The sequence below is a fragment of the Pseudomonas sp. BE134 genome (assembly GCF_031456105.1).
Taxonomy (GTDB): Bacteria; Pseudomonadota; Gammaproteobacteria; order Pseudomonadales; family Pseudomonadaceae; genus Aquipseudomonas.
The window spans coordinates 1-20,946 of sequence record NZ_JAVDUA010000031.1 but is presented as its reverse complement, the minus strand read 5'-3'; the positions used below and the strand labels follow the sequence as shown (position 1 = coordinate 20,946).

The 20,946-nt window shown below is 58.7% G+C and carries 20 protein-coding genes and 2 pseudogenes; 17 read left to right on the top strand and 5 right to left on the bottom strand.

What is annotated here, in order from left to right; all coding sequences use genetic code 11:
- The first annotated feature begins 8 nt into the window (after nt 1–8).
- Entirely contained in the window at nt 9–1,685 is a 1,677-nt protein-coding gene (phaC, locus tag J2Y56_RS22950; RefSeq protein WP_007949536.1) for a class II poly(R)-hydroxyalkanoic acid synthase, read from the top strand.
- 92 nt (nt 1,686–1,777) lie between these two features.
- Here the strand turns inward: phaC and J2Y56_RS22945 are convergent, their stop codons facing one another.
- Nucleotides 1,778–2,425: a TetR/AcrR family transcriptional regulator gene (locus J2Y56_RS22945; RefSeq protein ID WP_007949535.1), complete on the bottom strand. Its 648-nt coding sequence runs from the start codon at nt 2,423–2,425 to the stop codon at nt 1,778–1,780.
- Nucleotides 2,426–2,592: 167 nt separating this feature from the next.
- On the opposite strand from J2Y56_RS22945, the gene J2Y56_RS22940 reads away from it, so the two are divergent.
- Nucleotides 2,593–3,018 carry a hypothetical protein gene (locus J2Y56_RS22940; RefSeq protein WP_007949534.1) on the top strand — a complete coding sequence of 142 codons (426 nt, stop codon included), beginning with the start codon at nt 2,593–2,595 and terminating at the stop codon, nt 3,016–3,018.
- Between the two features lie 176 nt (nt 3,019–3,194).
- On the opposite strand, the gene J2Y56_RS22935 is transcribed toward J2Y56_RS22940, so the two are convergent.
- A complete protein-coding gene (locus tag J2Y56_RS22935; protein ID WP_310352894.1) occupies nt 3,195–4,052 on the bottom strand; it encodes an alpha/beta hydrolase in 858 nt (285 codons plus the stop codon).
- A 280-nt stretch (nt 4,053–4,332) separates the two neighbouring features.
- Between J2Y56_RS22935 and J2Y56_RS22930 the strand changes: the two genes are divergently transcribed.
- The 7 genes and pseudogenes from J2Y56_RS22930 to J2Y56_RS22900 all read left to right on the top strand — a co-directional run bounded on the left by J2Y56_RS22930 (nt 4,333) and on the right by J2Y56_RS22900 (nt 9,622).
- Nucleotides 4,333–5,184 (top strand): putative selenate ABC transporter substrate-binding protein, encoded by an 852-nt coding sequence (locus J2Y56_RS22930; protein ID WP_007949532.1) that lies wholly within the window; start codon nt 4,333–4,335, stop codon nt 5,182–5,184.
- Entirely contained in the window at nt 5,181–5,978 is a 798-nt protein-coding gene (locus tag J2Y56_RS22925) for a phosphonate ABC transporter ATP-binding protein (protein ID WP_007949531.1), read from the top strand. Before J2Y56_RS22930 ends, J2Y56_RS22925 begins: the two co-directional genes overlap by 4 nt.
- Nucleotides 5,972–6,799, top strand: a complete 828-nt coding sequence (locus J2Y56_RS22920) for an ABC transporter permease subunit (RefSeq protein WP_310352889.1) — start codon at nt 5,972–5,974, stop codon at nt 6,797–6,799. Before J2Y56_RS22925 ends, J2Y56_RS22920 begins: the two co-directional genes overlap by 7 nt.
- A complete protein-coding gene (phnE, locus tag J2Y56_RS22915) occupies nt 6,796–7,563 on the top strand; it encodes a phosphonate ABC transporter, permease protein PhnE (RefSeq protein WP_150780947.1) in 768 nt (255 codons plus the stop codon). Before J2Y56_RS22920 ends, phnE (J2Y56_RS22915) begins: the two co-directional genes overlap by 4 nt.
- Before the next feature lie 314 nt (nt 7,564–7,877).
- The gene (locus J2Y56_RS22910) at nt 7,878–8,684 is read left to right on the top strand and encodes a lytic transglycosylase domain-containing protein (RefSeq protein ID WP_007949528.1); all 807 of its coding nucleotides are present in this window, start codon (nt 7,878–7,880) and stop codon (nt 8,682–8,684) included.
- Between the two features lie 166 nt (nt 8,685–8,850).
- Nucleotides 8,851–9,102 (top strand): annotated as a pseudogene (locus J2Y56_RS22905) (AAA family ATPase); the annotation flags it as partial.
- A gap of 169 nt (nt 9,103–9,271) precedes the next feature.
- On the top strand, nt 9,272–9,622 hold the full coding sequence (locus J2Y56_RS22900) for a DUF2200 domain-containing protein (RefSeq protein ID WP_310352886.1): 351 nt from the start codon (nt 9,272–9,274) through the stop codon (nt 9,620–9,622).
- A gap of 278 nt (nt 9,623–9,900) precedes the next feature.
- On the opposite strand, the pseudogene J2Y56_RS22895 reads toward J2Y56_RS22900, so the two are convergent.
- The 3 genes and pseudogenes from J2Y56_RS22895 to J2Y56_RS22885 all read right to left on the bottom strand — a co-directional run.
- Nucleotides 9,901–10,119 (bottom strand): annotated as a pseudogene (locus J2Y56_RS22895) (DUF6124 family protein); the annotation flags it as partial.
- A gap of 339 nt (nt 10,120–10,458) precedes the next feature.
- Nucleotides 10,459–11,835, bottom strand: coding sequence for a GGDEF domain-containing protein (locus tag J2Y56_RS22890; RefSeq protein ID WP_310352884.1), 1,377 nt, complete (start codon nt 11,833–11,835; stop codon nt 10,459–10,461).
- 925 nt (nt 11,836–12,760) lie between these two features.
- A complete protein-coding gene (locus J2Y56_RS22885) occupies nt 12,761–13,633 on the bottom strand; it encodes a LysR substrate-binding domain-containing protein (protein WP_310338500.1) in 873 nt (290 codons plus the stop codon).
- A gap of 109 nt (nt 13,634–13,742) precedes the next feature.
- On the opposite strand from J2Y56_RS22885, the gene phnD reads away from it, so the two are divergent.
- From phnD to J2Y56_RS22845, 8 genes are all read left to right on the top strand, one after another.
- Complete coding sequence (gene phnD, locus J2Y56_RS22880) at nt 13,743–14,612, top strand: phosphonate ABC transporter substrate-binding protein (protein ID WP_310338495.1); 870 nt, start codon at nt 13,743–13,745, stop codon at nt 14,610–14,612.
- Complete coding sequence (phnC, locus tag J2Y56_RS22875) at nt 14,609–15,406, top strand: phosphonate ABC transporter ATP-binding protein (protein ID WP_109786203.1); 798 nt, start codon at nt 14,609–14,611, stop codon at nt 15,404–15,406. The genes phnD and phnC overlap by 4 nt, the downstream gene beginning before the upstream one ends.
- A 2-nt stretch (nt 15,407–15,408) precedes the next feature.
- On the top strand, nt 15,409–16,227 hold the full coding sequence (phnE, locus tag J2Y56_RS22870) for a phosphonate ABC transporter, permease protein PhnE (RefSeq protein WP_310338489.1): 819 nt from the start codon (nt 15,409–15,411) through the stop codon (nt 16,225–16,227).
- A gap of 136 nt (nt 16,228–16,363) precedes the next feature.
- Nucleotides 16,364–17,455 carry an iron-containing alcohol dehydrogenase PsrA gene (psrA, locus tag J2Y56_RS22865; RefSeq protein ID WP_310338488.1) on the top strand — a complete coding sequence of 364 codons (1,092 nt, stop codon included), beginning with the start codon at nt 16,364–16,366 and terminating at the stop codon, nt 17,453–17,455.
- 127 nt (nt 17,456–17,582) lie between these two features.
- Entirely contained in the window at nt 17,583–18,878 is a 1,296-nt protein-coding gene (locus tag J2Y56_RS22860) for an MFS transporter (RefSeq protein WP_310352878.1), read from the top strand.
- A gap of 54 nt (nt 18,879–18,932) precedes the next feature.
- Nucleotides 18,933–19,805, top strand: a complete 873-nt coding sequence (locus tag J2Y56_RS22855; RefSeq protein WP_109786207.1) for a LysR substrate-binding domain-containing protein — start codon at nt 18,933–18,935, stop codon at nt 19,803–19,805.
- An 87-nt stretch (nt 19,806–19,892) separates the two neighbouring features.
- Nucleotides 19,893–20,720, top strand: a complete 828-nt coding sequence (gene phnX, locus J2Y56_RS22850; RefSeq protein WP_310352874.1) for a phosphonoacetaldehyde hydrolase — start codon at nt 19,893–19,895, stop codon at nt 20,718–20,720.
- Nucleotides 20,721–20,797: 77 nt separating this feature from the next.
- On the top strand, nt 20,798–20,946 hold a 149-nt coding region (locus J2Y56_RS22845), incomplete at its 3' end, for a hypothetical protein (protein WP_310352940.1).

The following is a 20,946-nucleotide window of genomic DNA, read 5'->3' as shown; positions in this document are numbered from 1 at the left end:
ACATCACAATGAACAAGAAAGATAAAGAGATCTCCCAACAAGCGGCGATGCACACGTTGAGCCTGAACCCGGCGTTCGGTCCTCGCGGGCGCGACCTGCTCGGCAGCGCCCGCATGGTCCTGCGACAAGTGTTGAAGCAACCCGTGCATAGCGCTCGGCATATGGCTGCATTCGGCCTTGAGCTGAAAAATGTCCTGCTCAACCGCTCGCAGCTCGAGCCAGCGGCGGGAGACAAGCGCTTCGACGAGCAGACCTGGCAGAACAACCCGCTATACCGTCGCTACAAGCAGACTTACCTGGCCTGGTGCCAGGAGATGAACGACTGGATCAGCACCAGCAACCTAAGCGAACAGGACGCTCAACGTGGTCAGTTTGTCATCAGCCTGCTGACCGAGGCGATGGCGCCGACCAACACCCTGGCCAACCCGCTAGCGCTCAAGCGCTTCTTTGAAACCGGCGGCAAGAGCGTTCTGAATGGCTTCTCGCAGCTGACCCGGGACCTGATCGAAAACGGCGGCATGCCCAGCCAGGTGAACAAGAAGGCTTTCGGGGTCGGCCACAATCTGGGCATCACCGAAGGTGCGGTGGTGTTTCGCAATGAGGTGCTGGAGTTGATCCAGTACAAGCCGCGTACCGAGCAGGTGCATGTGCGTCCGTTGTTGGTGGTGCCGCCACAGATCAACAAGTTCTACCTGTTTGATTTGACGCCGGAGAAGAGCCTGATCCGTTTTCTCCTCGACAGCGGTATCCAGACCTTCGCTATCAGCTGGCGCAATCCGGGCAAGGCACAGCGTGAATGGGGTTTTTCCAGTTACATTGAAGCCCTGAAGGAAGCAATCGACGCGGTTCTTGCAATAACCGGCAGCGCCGACCTGAACACCTTCGGCGCCTGTTCTGGAGGCTGCACCATGTCCTCGCTGCTGGGTCACTACGCCGCCCTGGACGAGAAAAAGATCAATGCCTTTACCCTGGCGGTCAGCATGTTGGACATACGCCCCGACACCCAGGTCGGGCTGTTCGCCGACGAGAAGACCCTGGAGGCGGCCAAGCGCCGTTCCTATCAGAACGGCGTGCTGGAGGGCCGCGAGCTGGCCAAAGTCTTCGCCTGGATGCGCCCCAATGACTTGATCTGGAGTTACTGGATCAACAACTACCTGCTCGGCAAAGAGCCCCCGGCATTCGATGTCCTCTACTGGAACAACGACACCACCAACCTGCCCGCCACGCTGCACGGCGAATTCATTGATATGTACCAGACCAATCCGTTCGCCCGCGCCGGTGCCATGGAGGTCTGCGGCACACCGATAGACCTCAGTCAGGTCACCAGTGACTTCTACTGCATCGCAGGCCTGACCGACCACATCACCCCGTGGGACGCCTGCTACCGTTCCATGCATCTGTTTGGCGGACAGGGCGAGTTCGTGGTGTCCAACAGCGGGCATATCCAGAGCATCCTCAACCCGCCGGGCAACCCCAAGGCGCGTTTCATGACCGGCAGCAACCTGCCTGTCGAAGCTCAGGAATGGATGGAAGCTGCCAGTAAACAGGCGGGCTCCTGGTGGCCCCACTGGCTGGCCTGGCTGCAGACACGCTCGGGCGATCACAAAAAGGCTCCCCGTAAACTGGGCAACAGGGCTTATCCCGCTGCTGAGGCTGCACCGGGTACCTACGTGCACATGCGCTGAACCTGCAGTCATTAAAAAAGGACTAAAAAAGGGGACAGATTTATTTTTCTGGAAAATAAATCCGTCCCCTTTCCTTGCCTTTCCTTTTCAGCCTAGCGCTTTCGCCGCACCTGTTTGTCCTCCGCCAGCGCCTGGCGGACGAGCGCCTGCGCTGCCCACACGGCGGTGTCGAGTGATTCTTTGATGCTTGCGCCACCGATATCGCGCACAGCGATCAACGCTTCGGTGCCCATCACGATCGACAACGCCTGCTTCAGTCGCTTGCGAGCACGGGGTGAGAGCGCATCCTTCAGCGAGTCGACAATCGGCTCGATGTAGCTCATGCGTCGCCCCGGCCGCAGCGGCTCGTGGGACTCATTTTCCAGCCACACCGTCATGAACGAACGCTCCATCACGTGCAGGCCTATCTCGTCGTCGATCAGCAGTTTATGCAATGCGTTCGCCGCCAGACCTATGCCCTTTACGGGATCGTCTCCCGGCTGCCAAAGATTCTCCAACGGCGTCATGTCGCGATCGGCCGCCGTCTCGCTAATCAACGCCTCCGACGAGGGAAAGTAACGATACGCCGTGGCCCGCGACACCATCGCGCGTTCGGCGACTTGTGCGACAGTCGGGTTCTGGCCCTCATCGCGCAAAGCGGTGGCCGCATCGATCAACGCTTGACGCGTTCGTTGCCGCTGGTAAGCGCGGCCTTGCCGATCCACATCATGGACAGGCGGGCTTGACTTCGAAGTCGACATGGAATAAATGATACTCCGTCTTGTAATGAGACTTGAGTCTCATAATAGGCACACAGCACAGGATATGCCACTGGCACGATGCACAGCACAATCGGCGCGCCGGGCATAACGATTCCACATCGCTTTTGCGCAACTGAGCGCGCCTCAGGGCGCATGAGGTGAATGCCATGAATCACAATCCCCGTTCGCGAACCTGGTTTCGGCTCGCTGTCATCTACTTTGCCCTTGGCGTGATGTTGGGTGTGACGATGGGCGCTACCGGCGACCACTCACTCTTCGCGGTACATGCCCATATCAATCTGTTGGGATGGGTGTCGATGGCACTGTTCGGACTCATCAGCACAATGCACCCGTCAATCACTCAAGGGCACATCGCTACAGCACAGTTCTGGACATACAACGTTGGCGTACCGGTAATGCTTGGAGCACTGACATTGCGTATGAAGGGTTTCCCGTCAGTTGAACCCTTGATCGCTGTCGCATCAATCCTCATCGGTTTCAGTGTGCTGCTCTTCGTGTGGCAGGTGTTCTCGCGCATCGGCGTAACGTTCGAACATTTGAACCGCGCGCAAAGTGAGTCGCATCTGTCATGACGGGTTCTGCCAATCGCCGTTTTGGGGCCGCATATCGATGCAGGGAGTGATCCACCCCGGATTGAAGGCTGTCCTTTACAACTGGTAAATCAAAAAACAAGACGGATTTACTTAAAAAAGGGGGACGGACAAATGGAAAAATAAATCCGTCCCCTTTCTGCTGTCCTTTCTGCTGATCAGGTCGGTTGGAGTTTCTGCTTCTTGCCGTTTGCTGCCTGTCGCGAAGCTAACCTGCCGTTGGCGATCATCGGCGCGAGCTCTTCATCGCCGTGCGGCTGGCAGAGGAATTCGCGTATCGCTTCAGCGGTTCGCCTGGCGCTGGTGACCACGAAAAAATGCCCCTCGCCCTGCAAGACGTGCAGTTCGGCACGGCGAATGGTGCGGCGCAGGATGTGCGCGTTGTACAGCCGCACCAGGGTGTCGCGTTCGCCGGTGAGGATCAGCGTGCGCTGGCGCAGGCGGAACAGCCGTAGCAGGCTGGTCCAGCCGACCAGGGCGGTGAGCTGGTGGTAATAGGTTCGCGGGTTGGCCGTGAGCATGCCGTTCACCACACCGAAGCGCAGCAGCGTCTGTATCGAATTGCGCGAGCCTCCTTGCTTGCGCGATTTGGCGCTTTTGCTCCTGCCAAAAAAATCCAGGATGTCGGCGGGCTTCACCAGCATCGCCGGGCCGGCCGAGGTCGCCGCGAGGATCAGCCGGCGCACCATGCTCGGGTAACGCAGGGCGAATTCTTGCGCCAATGCACCGCCCCAACTCACGCCGAACACATCGACCTGGTCGACTCCCAATTGCTTGAGCAGCTCGGCGATCAGGTCGGCATGGCGCGGCAGACGCATCGGCCAGCGTGGCATTTGCGATTTGCCGACCCCGGGCACGTCCAGCGTAATGGTCCTGTAGTCCTCAAGTTCATCGCGCAGGGGATCGAAGGTACGGATCAACCCACCCAGGCCATTGAGCAAGAGTAGCGGTGAACCTTGGCCGCGGATTGAAACGTTCAACTGCAAGTCTTGAACGGTTAATTTGTGCGTTGTCATGGTTTCCCCCTTGGCCTGCCCACTGCTAAGACAGCGTCTGGCGTTTGCGGTGCAAAAAACATTTGCTGGCTTGGCACTGCGAATCTTCGAGCCATCGTTGCTGTCCGTCCCGGCTGCATCCACGTACCATGGCGGGTCGAAATGATGAGCCCCCCTTATGAGGACACAGCCAAAAGCAGTCAATTTCGCACCTTTTCGTCTACCCTCACAATGCGCCAGGCAGCAATCAGCTTGTGCCCGACGCCTCGACATTCTTTCGTAAATGCACCGGAGAAGTTCCATGCTCAAGCGTACCCTGGCATTGGCCGTCGGCTTGACCCTGTCATTTGGCACCCTGTTGGCGCAGGCCGCCGACACCCTGAAAGTCAGTGCGATTCCCGATGAAGCCCCTACCGAACTGCTGCGCAAGTTCCAGCCGCTTGGCGCCTATCTGGAACAACAATTGGGCATGAAAGTCGAGTTCGTGCCCGTGAGCGACTATCCGGCCGTGGTCGAGGCGCTGGCAACCGACCGAATCGATATGGCCTGGCTGGGCGGCTTCACGTTCGTGCAGGCGCGTCTTAAAACCGGCAATGCCATCCCGCTGGTACAGCGCGAACAGGACGCTCAATTCACCAGCAAATTCATCACCGCCGACCCAGCCGTCAAGTCTCTCGCCGACCTCAAGGGCAAGACCTTTGCATTCGGTTCGGTGTCCTCCACGTCGGGCAGTCTCATGCCGCGTTATTTCATGCTGAAGGACGGCATCAAGCCTGAAACTTACTTCAGTCGAGTCGGCTACTCCGGCGCCCATGACGCCACTGTCGCCTGGGTCCAGGCCGGCAAGGTGGACGCCGGGGTACTGAACGCCAGCGTATGGGAAAAACTGGTCGCCGCCGGCAAGGTCGACACGACCAAGGTAAAAGTGTTTGCGACCACCCCGGCTTACTTCGACTACAACTGGACGGTGCGCGGGACCCTCGACCCTGCGCTGGCGGCCAAGATTAAGGCAGCCTTCCTTGCTCTCGATCCGGCGAACCCCAAGGACAAGGAGATTCTGGACCTGCAGGCCGCCAGCCGCTTCATCGAAACCAAGCCTGAGAACTACAAGGGCATCGAGGAAGCCGCACGCGCCGCCGACCTGCTCAAATGACGTTGCATCTGACCCAAGTCAGCGTTACCCACGCCAACGGTGTCCAGGCGCTGCGTGGCGTGGACCTGCACATCAGTGCCAGCGAACAGGTCGCCATCATCGGCCCGTCCGGCGCGGGTAAGTCGAGCCTGCTCAACCTGCTGGCCACTGCCCTGCGTCCGGGCAACGGCGAGCTGCAGGTACTCGGCGAGCGAGCCTGGCAGCTTTCTGCCCGTCAGCGTCAGCGTCTGCGCGCGCGCATCGGCCTGGTTCACCAGTCGCCACCCCTGCCACCGCGCCAGCGCGTGGTCACCGCGGTTCTGGCCGGAAAGCTGGGTCAGTGGGGGCTGGGCAAGAGCCTGCTGAACCTGCTGCATCCACTGGATATTCCAGGTGCACGCGCGGCATTGGCCAGGCTGGACCTGAGTGACAAGTTGTTCGCGCAATGCCAGCAACTGTCCGGTGGACAGCTACAGCGCGTGGGCATTGCCCGCGTGTTATACCAGGCGCCCGAGGTGTTGCTGGCCGATGAGCCGGTATCGGCCATGGACCCTGTGTTGGCCCAGCACACGCTCTCGGTACTCTGTCGCCATGCCCGGCAGCACAACGTCACCCTGGTCGCCAGCCTGCATGCGGTGGAGCTGGCCCTGGCGAACTTTTCGCGGATCATCGGCTTGCGTGATGGGCAGATTCTGTTCGACCTTGCGGCCAGCGAAGTCGACCGCGAGTTGCTCGACAAGCTCTACGCCAACGAACAACTGCAATCCCCACCGATTGTTCCGCCGCCCTTGAGTGTGCAGATTCCCCGATGCTGACCCGTGATACCCGAGACCCGGCCACCCGGCCCCGCCTGCTGATCACCTTGCTGGCCCTTGCCTTGCTCTGGCCGGGCATCCGCTACAGCGAGCTGGACCTGAGCGTACTGGTGGCGAGTGACAGTCAGAGCGAGATCGGCCGGTTTGTATCAGCCTTCTGGCCACCGGCCCATGGCGAAGCGTTCATCGAACTGTTGTTGCAAGCCACCCTGCAGACCCTGGCCATCGCCACGGCCGGCATGGCCCTGGCGTTGCTGTTGGCAGTCCCCGCCAGCCTGCTGGCCAGTCGTGCTCTGTCGCTGTCTGCGGCCTCCCATGCCGGCCACCCGAGCTATTGGGGCCAACTGCTGCGCTGGCCTGTACGCGGTTTACTGATCTTCCTGCGCAGCGTGCCGGAAATCGTCTGGGCCCTGCTGTTCGTGCGCGCCGTCGGCCTCGGCCCGACTGCCGGTGTACTGGCCATCGCCATTACCTACAGCGGCATGCTGGGCAAGGTCTACGCGGAAATTTTCGAGTCGGTCGACCAGCGCCCGGCCCATGCGCTACTGCAGTCCGGCAGCGGTCGGCTCGCAGCCTTTTGCTACGGGATCCTGCCCAATGTCGCTGCGGAACTGCTGTCATACACGGTGTACCGCTGGGAATGCGCAATCCGCGCCTCGGTGGTGATGGGCTTCGTCGGTGCCGGCGGTCTGGGCCAGCAAATGGATCTGTCGTTGCGCATGTTCGCCGGCGGTGAAGTGGCCAGTTTGTTACTGACATTCCTTGTACTGGTGCTGCTCGCCGATCAACTCAGCCGCCTGCTGCGCTGGAGGCTGGCATGAATCGCCTGATCAACCTGGCATTGTTGCTCTGCATTGGCGCAGCGGTGGTCGCCTCGTTCAGCTACTTGGGCATCAACCTCGGCGAACTCGGCGACACCGGCAACCTGCATCATATGGGCGCTTATGCGCAGCGTTTCCTCAGCCCGGACCTGAGCGCGGGCCATCTGCAAGCCATCGGTCACGGGGCCCTGGAAACCATTGCCATGTCCGCCCTGGGCACCCTGCTCGCGGCGGTACTCGGCCTGCTATTGGCATTGCCCGCGGCCGGGCGCTTCGGCTGGCCACTGCAGAGCGCGTCGCGCCTGGTGCTCAACGCCTTGCGCGCGGTTCCGGAACTGGTGTGGGCCGCGCTGATGGTCCTTGCTGCCGGCCTGGGCCCCAATGCCGGTACCCTGGCATTAGCCCTGCACACCACCGGCGTGCTCGGCCGGCTGTTCGCCGAAGCGTTGGAAAACACCCCACCAGAACCGGCCGACGCCATCCGCCTGCAGGGCGGCAATGCCGTATGGGCTTTCTGTTACGGCACCCTGCCCAACCTGTTGCCACAGCTCCTGGCCTACATCCTGTACCGCTGGGAAAACAACATTCGCATGGCCAGCGTGCTCGGCTTCGTCGGTGCCGGTGGTTTGGGGCAAATGCTCTATGTCAGCCTCAGCCTGTTCCAGGAAGCTCAAGCCAGCACGGTTATCCTGGCCATGCTGCTACTGGTATTGGCCGTCGATACATTGAGCAGCTGGAGCCGTCAACGCTGGGTCAAGGCCTGAGTGCTTTCGCAGAATTCAGTTGTGTTGTGCCATCGCCTACCTGAGCCTGCCCCGCCCTGCCCTGCCCTGCCCCGCCCCGGCTCCGTCACCTGCGGATCGGACTTGCGCCCGGCCCTGACAAGTCGAGACGACGCGTCGTGCGAGCACCTCGGCTTGGAACGCCGGCAGCCCGTACGTCAACGCAAGTTCCAAGGCCGGTTACAAGGGGTATAACTATCAGAACAAAAGGCGGCTCACCCAGATAGGCCCTCCAATGGCAGCGCCCGGGCCAGGCGCCCCAGGCCTGATCGGCGCCTGCGACGCGGAGCGATGTGATGAATTCCAGAGCATGGCGATGGGCTCGCAAGAGCCTTCTTGGCTGCATCGAACTGGCCTTGCTGGTCGTTCCACTGTGCGCCAGCGCCATGTTCAAGTGCCAAGCCAGGGACGGAGCCATCAGCTACACCAGTCAAGCCATCGCCAGCGCCCGCTGCACTCGCCTCAATGACATGGCGGGCGCCGGTGTCGGCGCCAAGGCAATGGCCCGGCCACGGCTTGTGCGGGACGACGACTCAGACGCGGTGCGGATTCGGGTGTTCACCTTCATTCACAAGGGTGTTCGTCAATATGTAAGCCGGCGCCCCGTCGGGATCTCCGCACGGGTCGATGTCCTTGAGCTCTATTACATCAAGGGCTGCTATCTGTGCACGGCGCCTAAGAATTTCAAGGTCGCCTCACTGCACCTGGACACCCTTTCCTATCGGCGGGAGATCGAAGCCGCTTCGGGTCATTATGGTGTCGACAGGGCGCTGGTCCGCGCAGTGATACATGCCGAATCGGCGTTTCGCCCCAACGCCATTTCCGAAGCCGGCGCCCAGGGGCTGATGCAGTTGATGCCCGCCACCGCTGAGCGCTTCGCCGTGGACGATCCGTTCGACGCACGACAGAACATTCGTGGCGGCGTGCGCTACCTGGCCTGGCTGCTCAAGCGCTTCAACGGCAACCAGGTGCTGGCGTTGGCAGGTTACAACGCCGGCGAAGCGTCCGTGGTCGAGTACAACGGGGTGCCTCCCTACGCCGAGACGCAATCCTACGTCACCCTCGTGCAGTCCTTGACCGAACGCTATCGCAACCATCGCTAGTACCGTAGGGCGCATAACCCGCAATAGGTAAGACGCCGGGCGGGGAATGGCTCAACCGAACTTCCACGTTCACCGGTTGAATCCACAGTCAGCCACACATCAGCCTTTAACTGAAGCCCCCAAACCGGCACAATCGCCGGCTTTTTTCGCGACAGGAAGTCCGACCATGCAACGGATTGTGATTCTGGGCAATGCCGGTAGCGGCAAATCCACCCTCGCCCGCGCCCTCGGCATGCGCCTTGGCTTGCCCGTAGTGCACCTGGACACCTTGATCTGGGAGCCCGACTGGGTCGAACCCGACGCTGAGCAATTCCGCGCTCGGGTCAGTGAAGCGGTCGCTCCGACTGCGTGGATCTGTGAAGGCAACTATGCCCGGCGTACATTCGATCTTCGCCTGCCCCGTGCCGACTTGATCATCTAATTCAACCTCCACCCCAGTCAGATGACTTATCGGGAATGCACCGGGCATGTTTGCCTGCGTCGTCTATGGTGCGATCCTCGACCACTTCCCCGGTCAAAGCTGTGATCAAACACAATAGGAAGACCTCCCATCATCCGCACTCCTTTGCACACCAGGAGAAACGCAAATGTCCCGACATCGAATCTTCTCGACACCCTTTGCGGCGGTTTATCCACTGTACGTAGCGAAAGCCCAGCGCAAGGGCCGTACCCAAGAGGAAGTTGACCGCGTCATTTGCTGGCTCACGGGCTACGACCAGGCGGGCCTATTGCAACAGCTCAAGCTGAACGTCGACTTCGAAACCTTCTTTGCTCAGGTGCCGGAGTTGCATCCGAACAGCAGCCTAATTAAAGGCGTGGTTTGCGGTATCCGTGTGGAGGATGTTGAAGATCCACTGATGAAACAAATCCGCCAGCTGGACAAGCTTGTGGATGAACTCGCCAAAGGCAAATCCATGGAGAAGGTGCTTCGACAATAAATCCCGTGGGCAAAACGGAGGGGCGAGCGTAATAGTCGCAAAACCTTTGGGAGCGAGCCGGCTCCGGGCGACGTTCCGACGATAGCGGACTGTCAGGCAACGAAAGTATGACTGCACCACCCTCATCGTCGGAACGCCGCCCGTAACCGGCTCGATCCCACAAAGACTGCGGCATTCAACACCTTAATTGATCGGCATTAAATGCTCAGAGTCCCGTTATTTTAGATCGACGAGCAACCTGTGGCGAGGGAAATGCTTCCCCCGCCACAGGCCAGCGACTACACGGATGGCTCAACCTTATCCAACACCCCATTCGCCGTAATCTCCGCCACCATGATGCTGTTGGAAATACCCAGCAGCGCATAACGCGACTCCCCCTCCAAATGATCCACCAACTGATGAACCATCACATCAACCGACGCCAGCGTCTCTACCAAAAACACAGGCAGGGTTTCGACTGTGGCTTCTGGGTCGACGGAGAACAACGAGTTCGCAGTAGCGTTCGAACACCTGCTTTACATGATTAACAGGCCACCGCTCGTTGTTGGGTAATTGCACTGACTTGACCAGCTATTTGCATAGGACCTGACCAGCTGCTTGCATGGGACTTTCCTCAGAGCATGAGAATTTTGCTCTCGGCCATTTTTAGATCATAGTTGGGTACCTGCACGGACTTGCCCCCCCCATTTGCATTCGACCTGACCAGTCATGTGCACCGTATTTGACCAGCAAGATTCGTGGAGACATGACCGGTAGCGAACGGCCAAAAGCTGACGTAACCGTCGCATCATTGTTCTTGCTGAAGGCAGTGCTCCTCAATAAGTAGCAGATTAGCGTTAGTCACTCACATATCGGTCTCGGCCTTGTTGTTTGGCCTGGTAAAGCAAAAGGTCGGCACGGATAAGCATGGCCTGAATGTTGTCTTCAGGCCCACGCCAAGCTGTGACACCTATGCTGCAGGTGACGCCAATACGTGTTCCGGCATAGTCCAGCGTCGAGTCGCGCAGGATCTGCAACAAGCGCTCGGCCATCGTATGTGCGCCCGTCAAATCGGTATTTGGGAGCAGAATGAGGAACTCTTCCCCGCCGATGCGGGCGACCAGGTCATGTTGGCGTACAGTCTGGTTAAGTAGCTGGGCAAAAAACTTCAGCACCTCATCTCCGCCGTCATGGCCGTAGGTGTCATTGACCCGTTTGAAGTGGTCGATATCCAGCAATAATATGCACAACGAACTGGGCGTGCGGATTACCCTGGCCAACTCCGCCTCTGCCAGTGCCATCGCCTCCCGTCGGTTGTACAACCCGGTAAGAAAGTCGCGGGTCGCCGCTCGATGCTGTATCCCGTAGGCGTCAATCAATTTCCCCGACAGCCAAATGATCAACAGCACACTGGCAAGCATGCCAACCAGCATCGACAACCCGAGACCATTCCAGCTCAGGAACAGTGACAGGAAACTCGGTGTCAGGATTTCACTATAGAACTGCAGGTGCAGGGCATGTTGTGGGTCCTCTATGTCCCGGACAAAACGCTCCTGGCCTTGCTCCTCTGAAATGTGTGTCGTGGGCCAGTTGGCGGCTGTGGCAGGTAGCAGGTCTGCCTTGTCGCCGGTGAAACGAATGTCGACATACAAGGGGGGGGTATGGCCGTGGCTCACGGCGACATGCACGACAAGCGCATCGACAAACGCCGGCCCGATCGCCGAACGCGGCGGCAGCGGTAACGGCTGTAACCGAGTCTGTGTTTCCCGTATCACTGCGTTACGCCCGCTGCAGCTGTAGCCTAGAAGTTGTCGACTGGTCATCTGAATGCCGCCCTTCATCAGACGCATTTGTGGTGCCAGCGGACTGGGCAAAGCCGCTACTTGATTTATGGGTACTCGCGATGTGTACTGAGTCAGCTCTTCGATACCTTCAGTCAGGGTCTTTGTAGCGCGCTGCTGCTCGGCAATGGACTGGTCTGGCAGACACCCGGTCGGTAGGGGATTTGCCCGAAGCAGTGAAAGTTGCAGTTCATGGGTCGCCAGCTGGCGTACCAGAGTGTCATAGCCCCAGCTGCTTCGATGAGCCAGCAATGCTTGCTGCCCCTCCAGCAGCAGAGCGCGCTGACGGTGATAGCGGTCAGCTACCCCGAAAACGGCAATCACGATCAAGATTGCCCCTATAATCCAGCTGCCAACCTTGACGGCGCGCGCATACTCGACCACCCACCTCATGATAGTTTCTCCAAAATGGCATTTGGGGAAACCTGTCTTGCGCTTCTGTTACCAAGCATCCGACCTCCTGCTCTCGCCAATGGGCTCATTGGTTGCAGCATAGGCACAGCGCAGGGCTCTCACTTCAAATTATTGTCCTTTGGCTGTACCCAACGACAACACGCAGTAGATGTCTCAACTGACGAACCACTTGGCCGGTTACAGTTGAGGCAGGCCTCGCCTTGCCGGGAGCGGGTCGACGATGTATTGGCGAAACTCTATAAGGTGATCCAGTTGTTGCAGGACCTCAGCAGTGAGATTCGATCACCGACTCTTTCCGCGTAACGGGCATCCGACTCCCGGAATTTGACGACCAGTGACCGGCCGTTTGTGGACGGTAGAATTCAACCTGATGCGACAGGGCAACTTTGGGTCGACTGCAGCGCTTCGCGAAGGCAACAAACAGCCAATAGCGCCACGCTCGTTGTTTACATCCCATGTTGGGGGCTGCCGCAGCTTAACCTATTGTTTTTAAACGAATACAACCACTTCAAAATGTGGAAAAACACCCGCTTTTCTGTGCTTATGCAAACGGAAACTCGCGGCATCCAGAGGAAGTTTTGCGCACAACCCTCACGGCGTCCTGCCGACCGAACACAATCAACCTTTCGCAGTAGTGAATCACTAATGCATCGCTGGTATTTTCGCCGCCACGTTCGCCAGACATTAAGGGATGGAGGCGAAAATAGAAGCCCCGAAGCCGCGAACCTTCGGGGCTTTGCATTTCTGTACGAAATAGCACTCCACTTGACCACCCGATTGCATTCGGCCTGACCAGGTATTTGCATTCGTTCTGACAAACGATTGCATCGGATTTGACCAACACGCTTTATCACCATGATCGGCAGAGAACGGCCAATAGCTGCCACTTAATTGCCTGCGTGGCTTAAGCCTTTAGGTTTGTATGAAGCACTACATCAAAGAACGATGTGATCAGCCGACTGGAGCGACGCTCGGTCAGGCAATAGAGATAGGTTTCCGTGTAAAGCGGATCACCGTCTATCCGGATCGTTCGGATGCGGGGATCGGGGATGAACTCCGCCTCGGACACAACACCCAACCCGATACCACGCACCACGGCTTCGCGCAGTGCTTCACGGCTGCCGATTTCCATTGCGATACGCGGGACAACTCCGGCCGCCGTTAAAGCCTGCTCAAGTACCAGGCGAGTTGTAGAGCCGGGCTCTCGTTGTAGCAGCCGCTGCCCCTCCAGCTCTTCGAGTCGTACTGAATCGCGTTCCGCAAAAGGATGATCATGGTGGGCAAACAGGATGATGGCGTGACGCGCGTAGTGAACGGCGCACAGTCCTGGATCATCGTGCCGTCCGGCAAGTACCGCGATATCCGTCACGTAACTCTCAAGATCGGCAAGCACCTGCGCCGAGTTGCCAACGCGTATCGAAACATCGATGCGCGGATGCTGCTGAAGGTAGTTGTCGACCATCTCGATCACATGAAAAGGCCCCACCGCCCCTAGCTTGAGCTGGCCACTGTCAAGCCGGCCTGAGTCGCGCAAAAGGTTGTGCGCATCCAAATCCAAGGCAGCCATCGCTTGGGCAATGGGTAGCAATTGGCGACCGACATCGGACAACTCAATGCGTCGCCCGCGACGATGAAACAACTCAAGATTGTATTGCCGCTCCATGCTCTGCACTTGGGTGGTCAGCGTAGGCTGGCTGAGCCCCAAGGCGCGCGCGCCAGCGCTGAAACTCCCATGGCGTGCCACCGCGAGGAATGCACGCATTTTGGCGGTAGACATCCATAGACTCCTTCAATAGTTAGCACCGAAAACCCATATTGAATTGATCGTATGACTGTCACGTGACATTTCTAACCTTGGGCAACTCCAACCCGACTCCGGAAATGCCATGAAGAACCTGTCCCGATTTTTGCGTGTCGCCGCTTTGACCTGCCTCTCAATCAGCGCTGCCAGCTACGCGGCGGCGAACGACAAACTGCGGATTGGCCTGATCCCGTCAGAAGATTCCCAAGCCATGATCGAGTCTAGCAAGCTAGTGCTCAGCGGCCTTGAAGCCCAACTGGGCATGCCCGTCGAACCTTTTGTCGCAACGGACTACAACGGAATCATCGAGGCACTGCGTGCAGGCAAGCTGGACGTGGCCTACCTCGGCCCGTTCTCCTATGTGCTGGCAACGTCGGTAGCAGACGTTGAAGCGTTCGCGGTAGCCGTCACCAAGAAAACCGGTCAGAGCGCCTACAAGAGCTTGATCATTACCCGTAAGGAAAGCGGCATTCATCAATTGTCCGACCTGAAGAATCACACCTTCGCGTTTGTCGACCCAAGCTCTGCTTCTGGCCATCTGTTCCCCAAAGCCGGACTGGAACAGGCTGGGTTTGATCCCGCTACATTGTTTTCGCGCGTGATTTTCTCCGGCTCCCATGACGCCAGCATCCTCGCAGTAGCCAACCAGAAGGTGGATGCCGCCGCCGTAGCCGACCGCATTCTGGCCAACGCCGTGGCCAGGGGGCTAGTGAAGCAGGATGACTTCCAGGTGGTGTGGACTTCTCGTCCGATCCCGGAGTCGCCAATGGTCTGGCGCAAGAACCTCGACCCGGCACTCAAGCAAAAAGTCGCTGCCGCCCTGGCTTCGATCAAGGACGTGCCATGGGGTGACCAGGGCCAACTGGATGGCTTCCAGCCTACTTCCGATGCGAATTACGACGTCGTCCGCGACACCGCCAAGGTGCTCGATCTCGATTTGCGGAGGTTCAAATGATCAGTATCCGCCAACTGACCAAGCACTACGGATCAAACCCGGTTTTGCGCGGGATTGATCTGGACGTGGCTGCGGGAGAATTTGTGGTGGTGCTGGGCCAGTCCGGCGCGGGTAAATCGACGTTGCTGCGTTGCATCAACCGACTTGTCCAAGCCGACTCCGGGACGCTCTCGGTGGCAGGCATTGACGCACTCGCCTGTCGCGACACCAGCGTTCTGCGACGTCAGGCGGCGATGATTTTTCAGCACCACAACGTCGTGCCGCGTCTGAGCGTACTGAAGAATGTACTCACCGGATGCCTGGGCGCAGTGCCAACGCTCACCTCGATCCTGCAGTTGTTTCGGCGCGAAGAAGTGGCGCTGGCCATGCAGTGCCTGGAGCGCGTCGAGCTGGCACATAAAGCCGGCGAACGCACCGATGCACTTTCCGGGGGGCAGATGCAACGCGTGGGCATCGCTCGTGCCTTGGCGCAACGCCCAAAAGTGATTCTGGCGGACGAACCGGTGGCCAGTCTCGACCCAAAGACCGCGCGCCTGGTGCTGCAATATTTGCGCGATGCCACGCGGGAGCTGGGTATCACGGTGTTGTGCAACCTGCATCAGGTTGAGTACGCCCGAGAGTTCGGCGACCGGATCGTCGGCCTGGCCCACGGAAAACTGGTGTTTGACGGTACCGCTTCCAGCATGACCGAAGACGACTTGCAGCGCATTTACCCCGGCCAGACAACCCAAGCCCCAAGCACCTCCGCGAAAGCGGACGAACTGATAATCCCTTGCGCGCAACTGAGGGTTTGAGCATGAAACAGCAAAGTTATCTGTGGACAGTAGACCTGCCTCGCGGACCGCGTGGCTGGCTGTCCACTGGCGCAATCGTGCTGGCGGTCATTCTGACACTGCAGTGGAGTGCCACGGGCGCGCAACTGAGCCTGGGCGAACTGGCGGCAGGGTTGCCACAAATTGGTGATTTCCTTGCGCGGACCTTCCCGCCCGACCTGAGCATTCTTCCTAGACTGATGGCGCCCGCGGTGGAAACACTGCAAATCGCCATTTGGGGCACACTGCTCGGCGTCTTGATGGCCATACCGCTGTCATTTCTCGCGGCCCGTAACCTGAGCCGAAACCGCTTGGTCTTCAACACGACCCGGCAATTTCTCAATTTCACTCGCAGCATCAACGAACTGATTCTGGCCCTGATATTTGTCTCGGCGGTAGGCCTTGGCCCCTTCCCCGGTGTGCTGGCGCTGGCGTTGCACGGCGTTGGCATGCTTGGAAAGTTCTTTGCCGAGAGTATCGAAGAGATCGACCAAGGCCCGATCGAAGCGCTCCAGGCTACCGGCGCACGGCCCTTGCAAGTGATCGTTTTTGGGGTACTGCCACAGGTCATCACCGCCTGGATTGCAGTGGTGCTTTACCGCTTCGAAGTCAATTTACGCTCGGCGACCGTGCTCGGCATGGTGGGTGCCGGCGGGCTTGGTTTTGAGCTGGTGAGCAGCCTGAAACTCTTCAAGTACCAGGAGACTGCTACCTGCATCATCGTCATCACCGTCATGGTGGTCGTTGCTGACGCGGTGTCAGGCAGACTGCGCAACGCGATCCAGCGTGGCACTCACAACTAAAAACTCCTTCAGCAAGCATTCACATTGAATCAAGTATCGGCTCAGCCGATTCACGCCTGCGAATTATCGATTTGAGCTGTTGTTGAAGCGCCCCGAGTATGGGGCCAACTCCAACAACAAAAACAAAGGACCCGCCATGAGTGCCCGATTCCACAATCCAGTTGACACACGATTCGGCTGGGGCAGCCTGCAAGAACTTGCCGACATCACCGAAAACCAGACAGTCGCCCTTGTGACCTTTCCCGAGGCGCGTGGGCTGGGTTTGGTTGATCGCATTCAAGACCTGCTGGGCGAACGCCTGGTGTATGTGATCGAAGACGTCCAGCCTAATCCTGACGTGGCCCAACTACGTGAAACCTATGAACGATTCTGGCAGCAAGCCGGCGACTGCCAAGCAGTCATCGCCGTCGGTGGCGGCAGCGCGATCGATACCGCCAAGGCCTTGATCGTGGGTACTGAGTCGGGGCAATTTGATGAATTGCTCGCGTTGCTGGCGACCGGCAAACCCTTCGTCCCTGCGCGCAGCAAACAACTGATCGCGGCGCCCACTACGGCGGGTACCGGGAGCGAAGTGACACCTTGGGCAACGATCTGGGATTCGGCCAGCCACAAAAAATACTCGCTGCACCTTGAATGCACCTGGCCCAAGGTCGCCATTGTCGACCCGGAGCTGATGCTGACCGTTCCGGGCGGCGTTACCGTTTCTACAGGGCTGGATGCCTTGTCGCATGCTCTGGAGTCGGTCTGGAACATCAATGCCAATCCGGTTTCGGACACCTTCGCCATCTCCGCTATTGCTGACATCCTGGAATGTCTACCTCTACTGCGTCGTGATCTCTCCAACAAGGAACTGCGTTCTCGCATGGCATTGGCCGCCCTCAAGGCAGGATTGGCGTTTTCCAACACCAAAACCGCCCTCGCCCACTCCATCTCCTACGAGATGACGCTGCACTATGGCCTGCCGCATGGCATCGCCTGCTCCTTCACATTGCCGCTGGTGCTGGGCTTGGCCTGGGGTCACGACGCAACGCGCGACCGTACCCTGCAACGAATTTTCGGCAACGACCTGGATAAAGCCCAGGCTCAGCTGCGTGAATTCCTGCATAGCCTGGGCGTGAAAACCGAGTTTTCCGACTATGGCGTAACGGCGGAGCAAGCCGAGCAAATGATTCAGTTCGCCATGCAGGGCGCACGGGGCAAAAACTTTATCGGCTCTCAAGCTGCGTAGACCCTGCCAACACCCAACAAGCACTGTCAGCGGCATGATCAGCCGCGACGATTTCCTGCTGCCCTCACAAAAAGAGGGCACCGCCCGACGCCAACTGGCGTAAGCGAACAATAATAAGGAAAAGATCATGAATCGTGCCCAAACCATGCCTGCCCTGGCCACACACGCAGCCTCATTCCGAGTCGCTCAATGGCGCATGTTGCTGGCGGCAATGTTCTGTTATTTGTTTTTCTACACCGGTCGGCAAACCTTCGGTTTCGCCATCCCGGGCATCCAGGCCGAATTCGGTTTTACCAAGGAGCACCTCGGATGGGCATCGGCCGCCATGCTTTGGGCGTATGCCATCGGCCAGGCCATCAACGGTAACCTTGCCGATAAATTCGGCGGCCGCCGCATCATGACCGCCGGTGCTGTGTTGTCCTGCGCCGCCAACTGGGTGACCAGTTTCGCAGGCAACTTTGCCGCGCTGATCCTGCCTTGGGGCATCAACGGTTACTTCCAGGCTTTGGGCTGGGCGCCGGGCAGTCGGCTGATCTCCAACTGGTGGAGTGCCGGCGAGCGCGGCAAGGTGTATGGCCTGTACGTGTTTGCCGCCGGTTGCGCCTCGGTCCTGTCGTACGTGACCTCCATCGTGGTGCTGGAGGTGATGCATCTGGAGTGGCGCTGGATCTTTCGCTTGCCCGTGCTGCTGATGTTGGCGGGCGGAATCATCTTCTATCTGGTGGCGCGCGAACGGCCGCAGGATTTGGGCTTCGAGCCACTCGCCGACACCGGGGTCGCCAACGCAGATGACAAAAATCACGAAGTGGCCCACGGCGAAGTCGAGACCTCTGCGCAACGCTACAAAGCCGTCCTGAAAAACTTTCGCCTGATCATTGCCGCAGTGTCCCTGGGTTTCCAGAACGCCGCTCGCTATGGCCTGATCGTCTGGGTACCGGTGCACTTTCTTGGTGCCGACTGGAAGAGCGGCGACAGCATGATCGATCCAAAGTGGATCACGGTTGCCCTGCCGGTAGGCATGGCCATCGGCGCGCTGAGTAATGGATGGATATCGGACAAGCTGTTCGGCTCCAAACGTTACCTGGCGATCATGCTCTACATGGTGCTTGGTGCCGCCACCAGCCTGTGGATGTGGACCCTTGCGCCCCACAGTGCCACCGGGCTTATCGCGCTGTTCCTCTGCGGGTTCTTTGTCTACGGCCCTGCGTCGTGTTTCTGGGCGCTCTGCCCTGACCTGGTCGGCGCAAAGCGTGCGGGCACGGCAACCGGCGTGATGAACTTTTCGTCCTATCTGTTTGCGGGCCTGGCGGAACCATTGATCGGCGGTATGCTCGACAGTACCGGCAATACCTCGTTGATCTTCATCGTGGTCACGACGGCGTGCCTTTGCAGCGCGGTGGTTGCGCTGTTCATCCGGCGTTGAGTACAAGGTTCAGAGGCTTGAATCACAGGCTTCGGCTCAGGAACAGGATCTTTTATGTACCAGTACCACAAGTGGCTACGTTCTTTTCATGCAGTCGCGAAGACCGGCAGTTTCACCCTTGCTGCCGAGTACCTGAGCGTCGGCCAACCGACGGTCAGCGAGCAGGTCAACGCACTGGAAAAGAAGTTTTCCGTGGAACTGTTCCACCGTCGCGGCCGCTTTATCGAAATGAGTTCGGCGGGACACAAGCTCTATTCGATCACCCAGGGCCTGTTCGGCCAAGAGGATGAAGCCGTGCAACTTTTACAAAGTTTCAAGCAACGCAAGACCGGCATGTTGCGCTTGGGCGCGGTGTCCCCGCCCATAGCGATGAACCTGACGTACGAATTGATGCAGCGCCACCCGGACATCGAACTCGAAACCTCGTTTTCTCCAGAAAAGGAGACACTGGACCGGCTCTTCAACTTCGACATTGATGTGGCGATTCTGGCGCTGTCCGAATTCGACCAGCGCTTTGATACACAACTGTACCGGCGCTATCCGATCATTGCCGTCGTGCGCGAAGACCACCCCTGGGCAAGTCAAAAAGAGGTCCACGTCGAGCAGATCAGCAACGAGCGGTGGGTGCTTAGGGAAAAAAGCTCACGCACTCGACAGTTGGTGGAGGAAAGTTGCAAGCGCCTCGACGTCTCGCTGAACTGTGTGATGCAGTTGAACAGCCGCGAAGCCATCGTGCATGCCATCGCCAAGGGCATCGGCATAGGTTTTGTCTCTGCCGTCGAGTACGCCGAAACCCCAGGCACAAAACCGATCACCTTTGTAAATCATCCGTTTTCCATCGACTACCACTTGTGCTGCCTCGGTATTCGCAGAAACCGTCCAATGATCGCGGAGTTGTTCGAGGCCAGTTCAACGCCGGTTATCTGATTCTGTAACGCACTTTAACTATCGATAAGCCTACTTCTCACGGGTGAGAGGGACGGCCTTCCCCTACCAAAAAAGTGGAGATTCACCATGCATTACAAACAACCTTCCCAACTGCAAGCCGTGGTCCTGGACTGGGCAGGCACCGTCGTTGATTTCGGTTCCTTCGCCCCTACGCAAATTTTCGTCGAAGCCTTCGCCGAGTTTGGCGTGGCGGTTTCTCTGGAGGAAGCACGCGGTCCCATGGGCATGGGCAAGTGGGACCACATCCGCACGTTATGCAACCAGCCACAGATCGCAGAACGTTACCGTACGGTGTTTGATCGCTTACCGACCGATGAAGACGTCACAGCGCTTTATGAGCGCTTCATGCCACTACAAATCGAGAAGATCGCGCTGCACTCGGCGCTGATTCCTGGCGCCTTGAACGCCATCGATGCGCTGCGTGACCAAGGTTTGAAAATAGGGTCCTGTTCAGGCTATCCGGCTGTCGTCATGGAAAAAGTGGTGGAACTGGCGCGCCACAATGGCTACGTCGCCGACCACGTGGTAGCGACCGACGAAGTGCCCAATGGCCGCCCACATCCAGCCCAGGCTCTGGCTAACGTGATCGCCTTGGGCATCAGCGACGTCGCCGCTTGCGTCAAGGTCGACGACACCTGGCCCGGCATCCTCGAGGGCCGCAGTGCCGGCATGTGGACAGTTGCGCTGACGTGCTCCGGCAACGCCCTGGGTTTGACTTACGAACAGTACAAGGCGTTGCCCTCCGACAAACTGGCAGAAGAACGCGCCCGCATCATCAAGATGTTCGAAGGCTCTCGCCCGCACTACCTGATCGACACCATCGTCGAGTTGCCGGCCGTCATCGAAGACATCAATGCCCGCTTGGCACGCGGTGAAACCCCTCAAGGCTCCTGACCCCACCCGGCTACTGAAGCGACAGTGGTCGTCCCGCGGACGACCACAACCAACAACAACAACAAGAGAGACTCGCCATGATCTACGCCCCTCCTGGCACCCCCGGTGCCCTCGTATCCTTCAAGCACCGCTACGGTAACTACATCGGCGGCGAGTTCGTCGCGCCTGTCAAAGGTCAGTACTTCACCAATACCTCGCCAGTGAATGGCCAACCGATTGCCGAATT

Bases quoted from the DNA above. Each gene is read 5' to 3' on its own strand.
- phnE (WP_150780947.1), top strand. From the start codon at position 6,796: ATGAATCGCCTGATCAACCTGGCATTGTTGCTCTGCATTGGCGCAGCG.
- J2Y56_RS22910 (WP_007949528.1), top strand. From the start codon at position 7,878: ATGAATTCCAGAGCATGGCGATGGGCTCGCAAGAGCCTTCTTGGCTGC.
- J2Y56_RS22930 (WP_007949532.1), top strand. From the start codon at position 4,333: ATGCTCAAGCGTACCCTGGCATTGGCCGTCGGCTTGACCCTGTCATTT.
- J2Y56_RS22885 (WP_310338500.1), bottom strand. From the start codon at position 13,633: ATGTCTACCGCCAAAATGCGTGCATTCCTCGCGGTGGCACGCCATGGG.
- phnD (WP_310338495.1), top strand. From the start codon at position 13,743: ATGAAGAACCTGTCCCGATTTTTGCGTGTCGCCGCTTTGACCTGCCTC.
- phnC (WP_109786203.1), top strand. From the start codon at position 14,609: ATGATCAGTATCCGCCAACTGACCAAGCACTACGGATCAAACCCGGTT.
- J2Y56_RS22940 (WP_007949534.1), top strand. From the start codon at position 2,593: ATGAATCACAATCCCCGTTCGCGAACCTGGTTTCGGCTCGCTGTCATC.
- J2Y56_RS22890 (WP_310352884.1), bottom strand. From the start codon at position 11,835: ATGAGGTGGGTGGTCGAGTATGCGCGCGCCGTCAAGGTTGGCAGCTGG.
- J2Y56_RS22860 (WP_310352878.1), top strand. From the start codon at position 17,583: ATGAATCGTGCCCAAACCATGCCTGCCCTGGCCACACACGCAGCCTCA.
- phnX (WP_310352874.1), top strand. From the start codon at position 19,893: ATGCATTACAAACAACCTTCCCAACTGCAAGCCGTGGTCCTGGACTGG.
- psrA (WP_310338488.1), top strand. From the start codon at position 16,364: ATGAGTGCCCGATTCCACAATCCAGTTGACACACGATTCGGCTGGGGC.
- phaC (WP_007949536.1), top strand. From the start codon at position 9: ATGAACAAGAAAGATAAAGAGATCTCCCAACAAGCGGCGATGCACACG.
- J2Y56_RS22935 (WP_310352894.1), bottom strand. From the start codon at position 4,052: ATGACAACGCACAAATTAACCGTTCAAGACTTGCAGTTGAACGTTTCA.
- J2Y56_RS22855 (WP_109786207.1), top strand. From the start codon at position 18,933: ATGTACCAGTACCACAAGTGGCTACGTTCTTTTCATGCAGTCGCGAAG.
- J2Y56_RS22925 (WP_007949531.1), top strand. From the start codon at position 5,181: ATGACGTTGCATCTGACCCAAGTCAGCGTTACCCACGCCAACGGTGTC.
- J2Y56_RS22945 (WP_007949535.1), bottom strand. From the start codon at position 2,425: ATGTCGACTTCGAAGTCAAGCCCGCCTGTCCATGATGTGGATCGGCAA.
- J2Y56_RS22920 (WP_310352889.1), top strand. From the start codon at position 5,972: ATGCTGACCCGTGATACCCGAGACCCGGCCACCCGGCCCCGCCTGCTG.
- phnE (WP_310338489.1), top strand. From the start codon at position 15,409: ATGAAACAGCAAAGTTATCTGTGGACAGTAGACCTGCCTCGCGGACCG.
- J2Y56_RS22900 (WP_310352886.1), top strand. From the start codon at position 9,272: ATGTCCCGACATCGAATCTTCTCGACACCCTTTGCGGCGGTTTATCCA.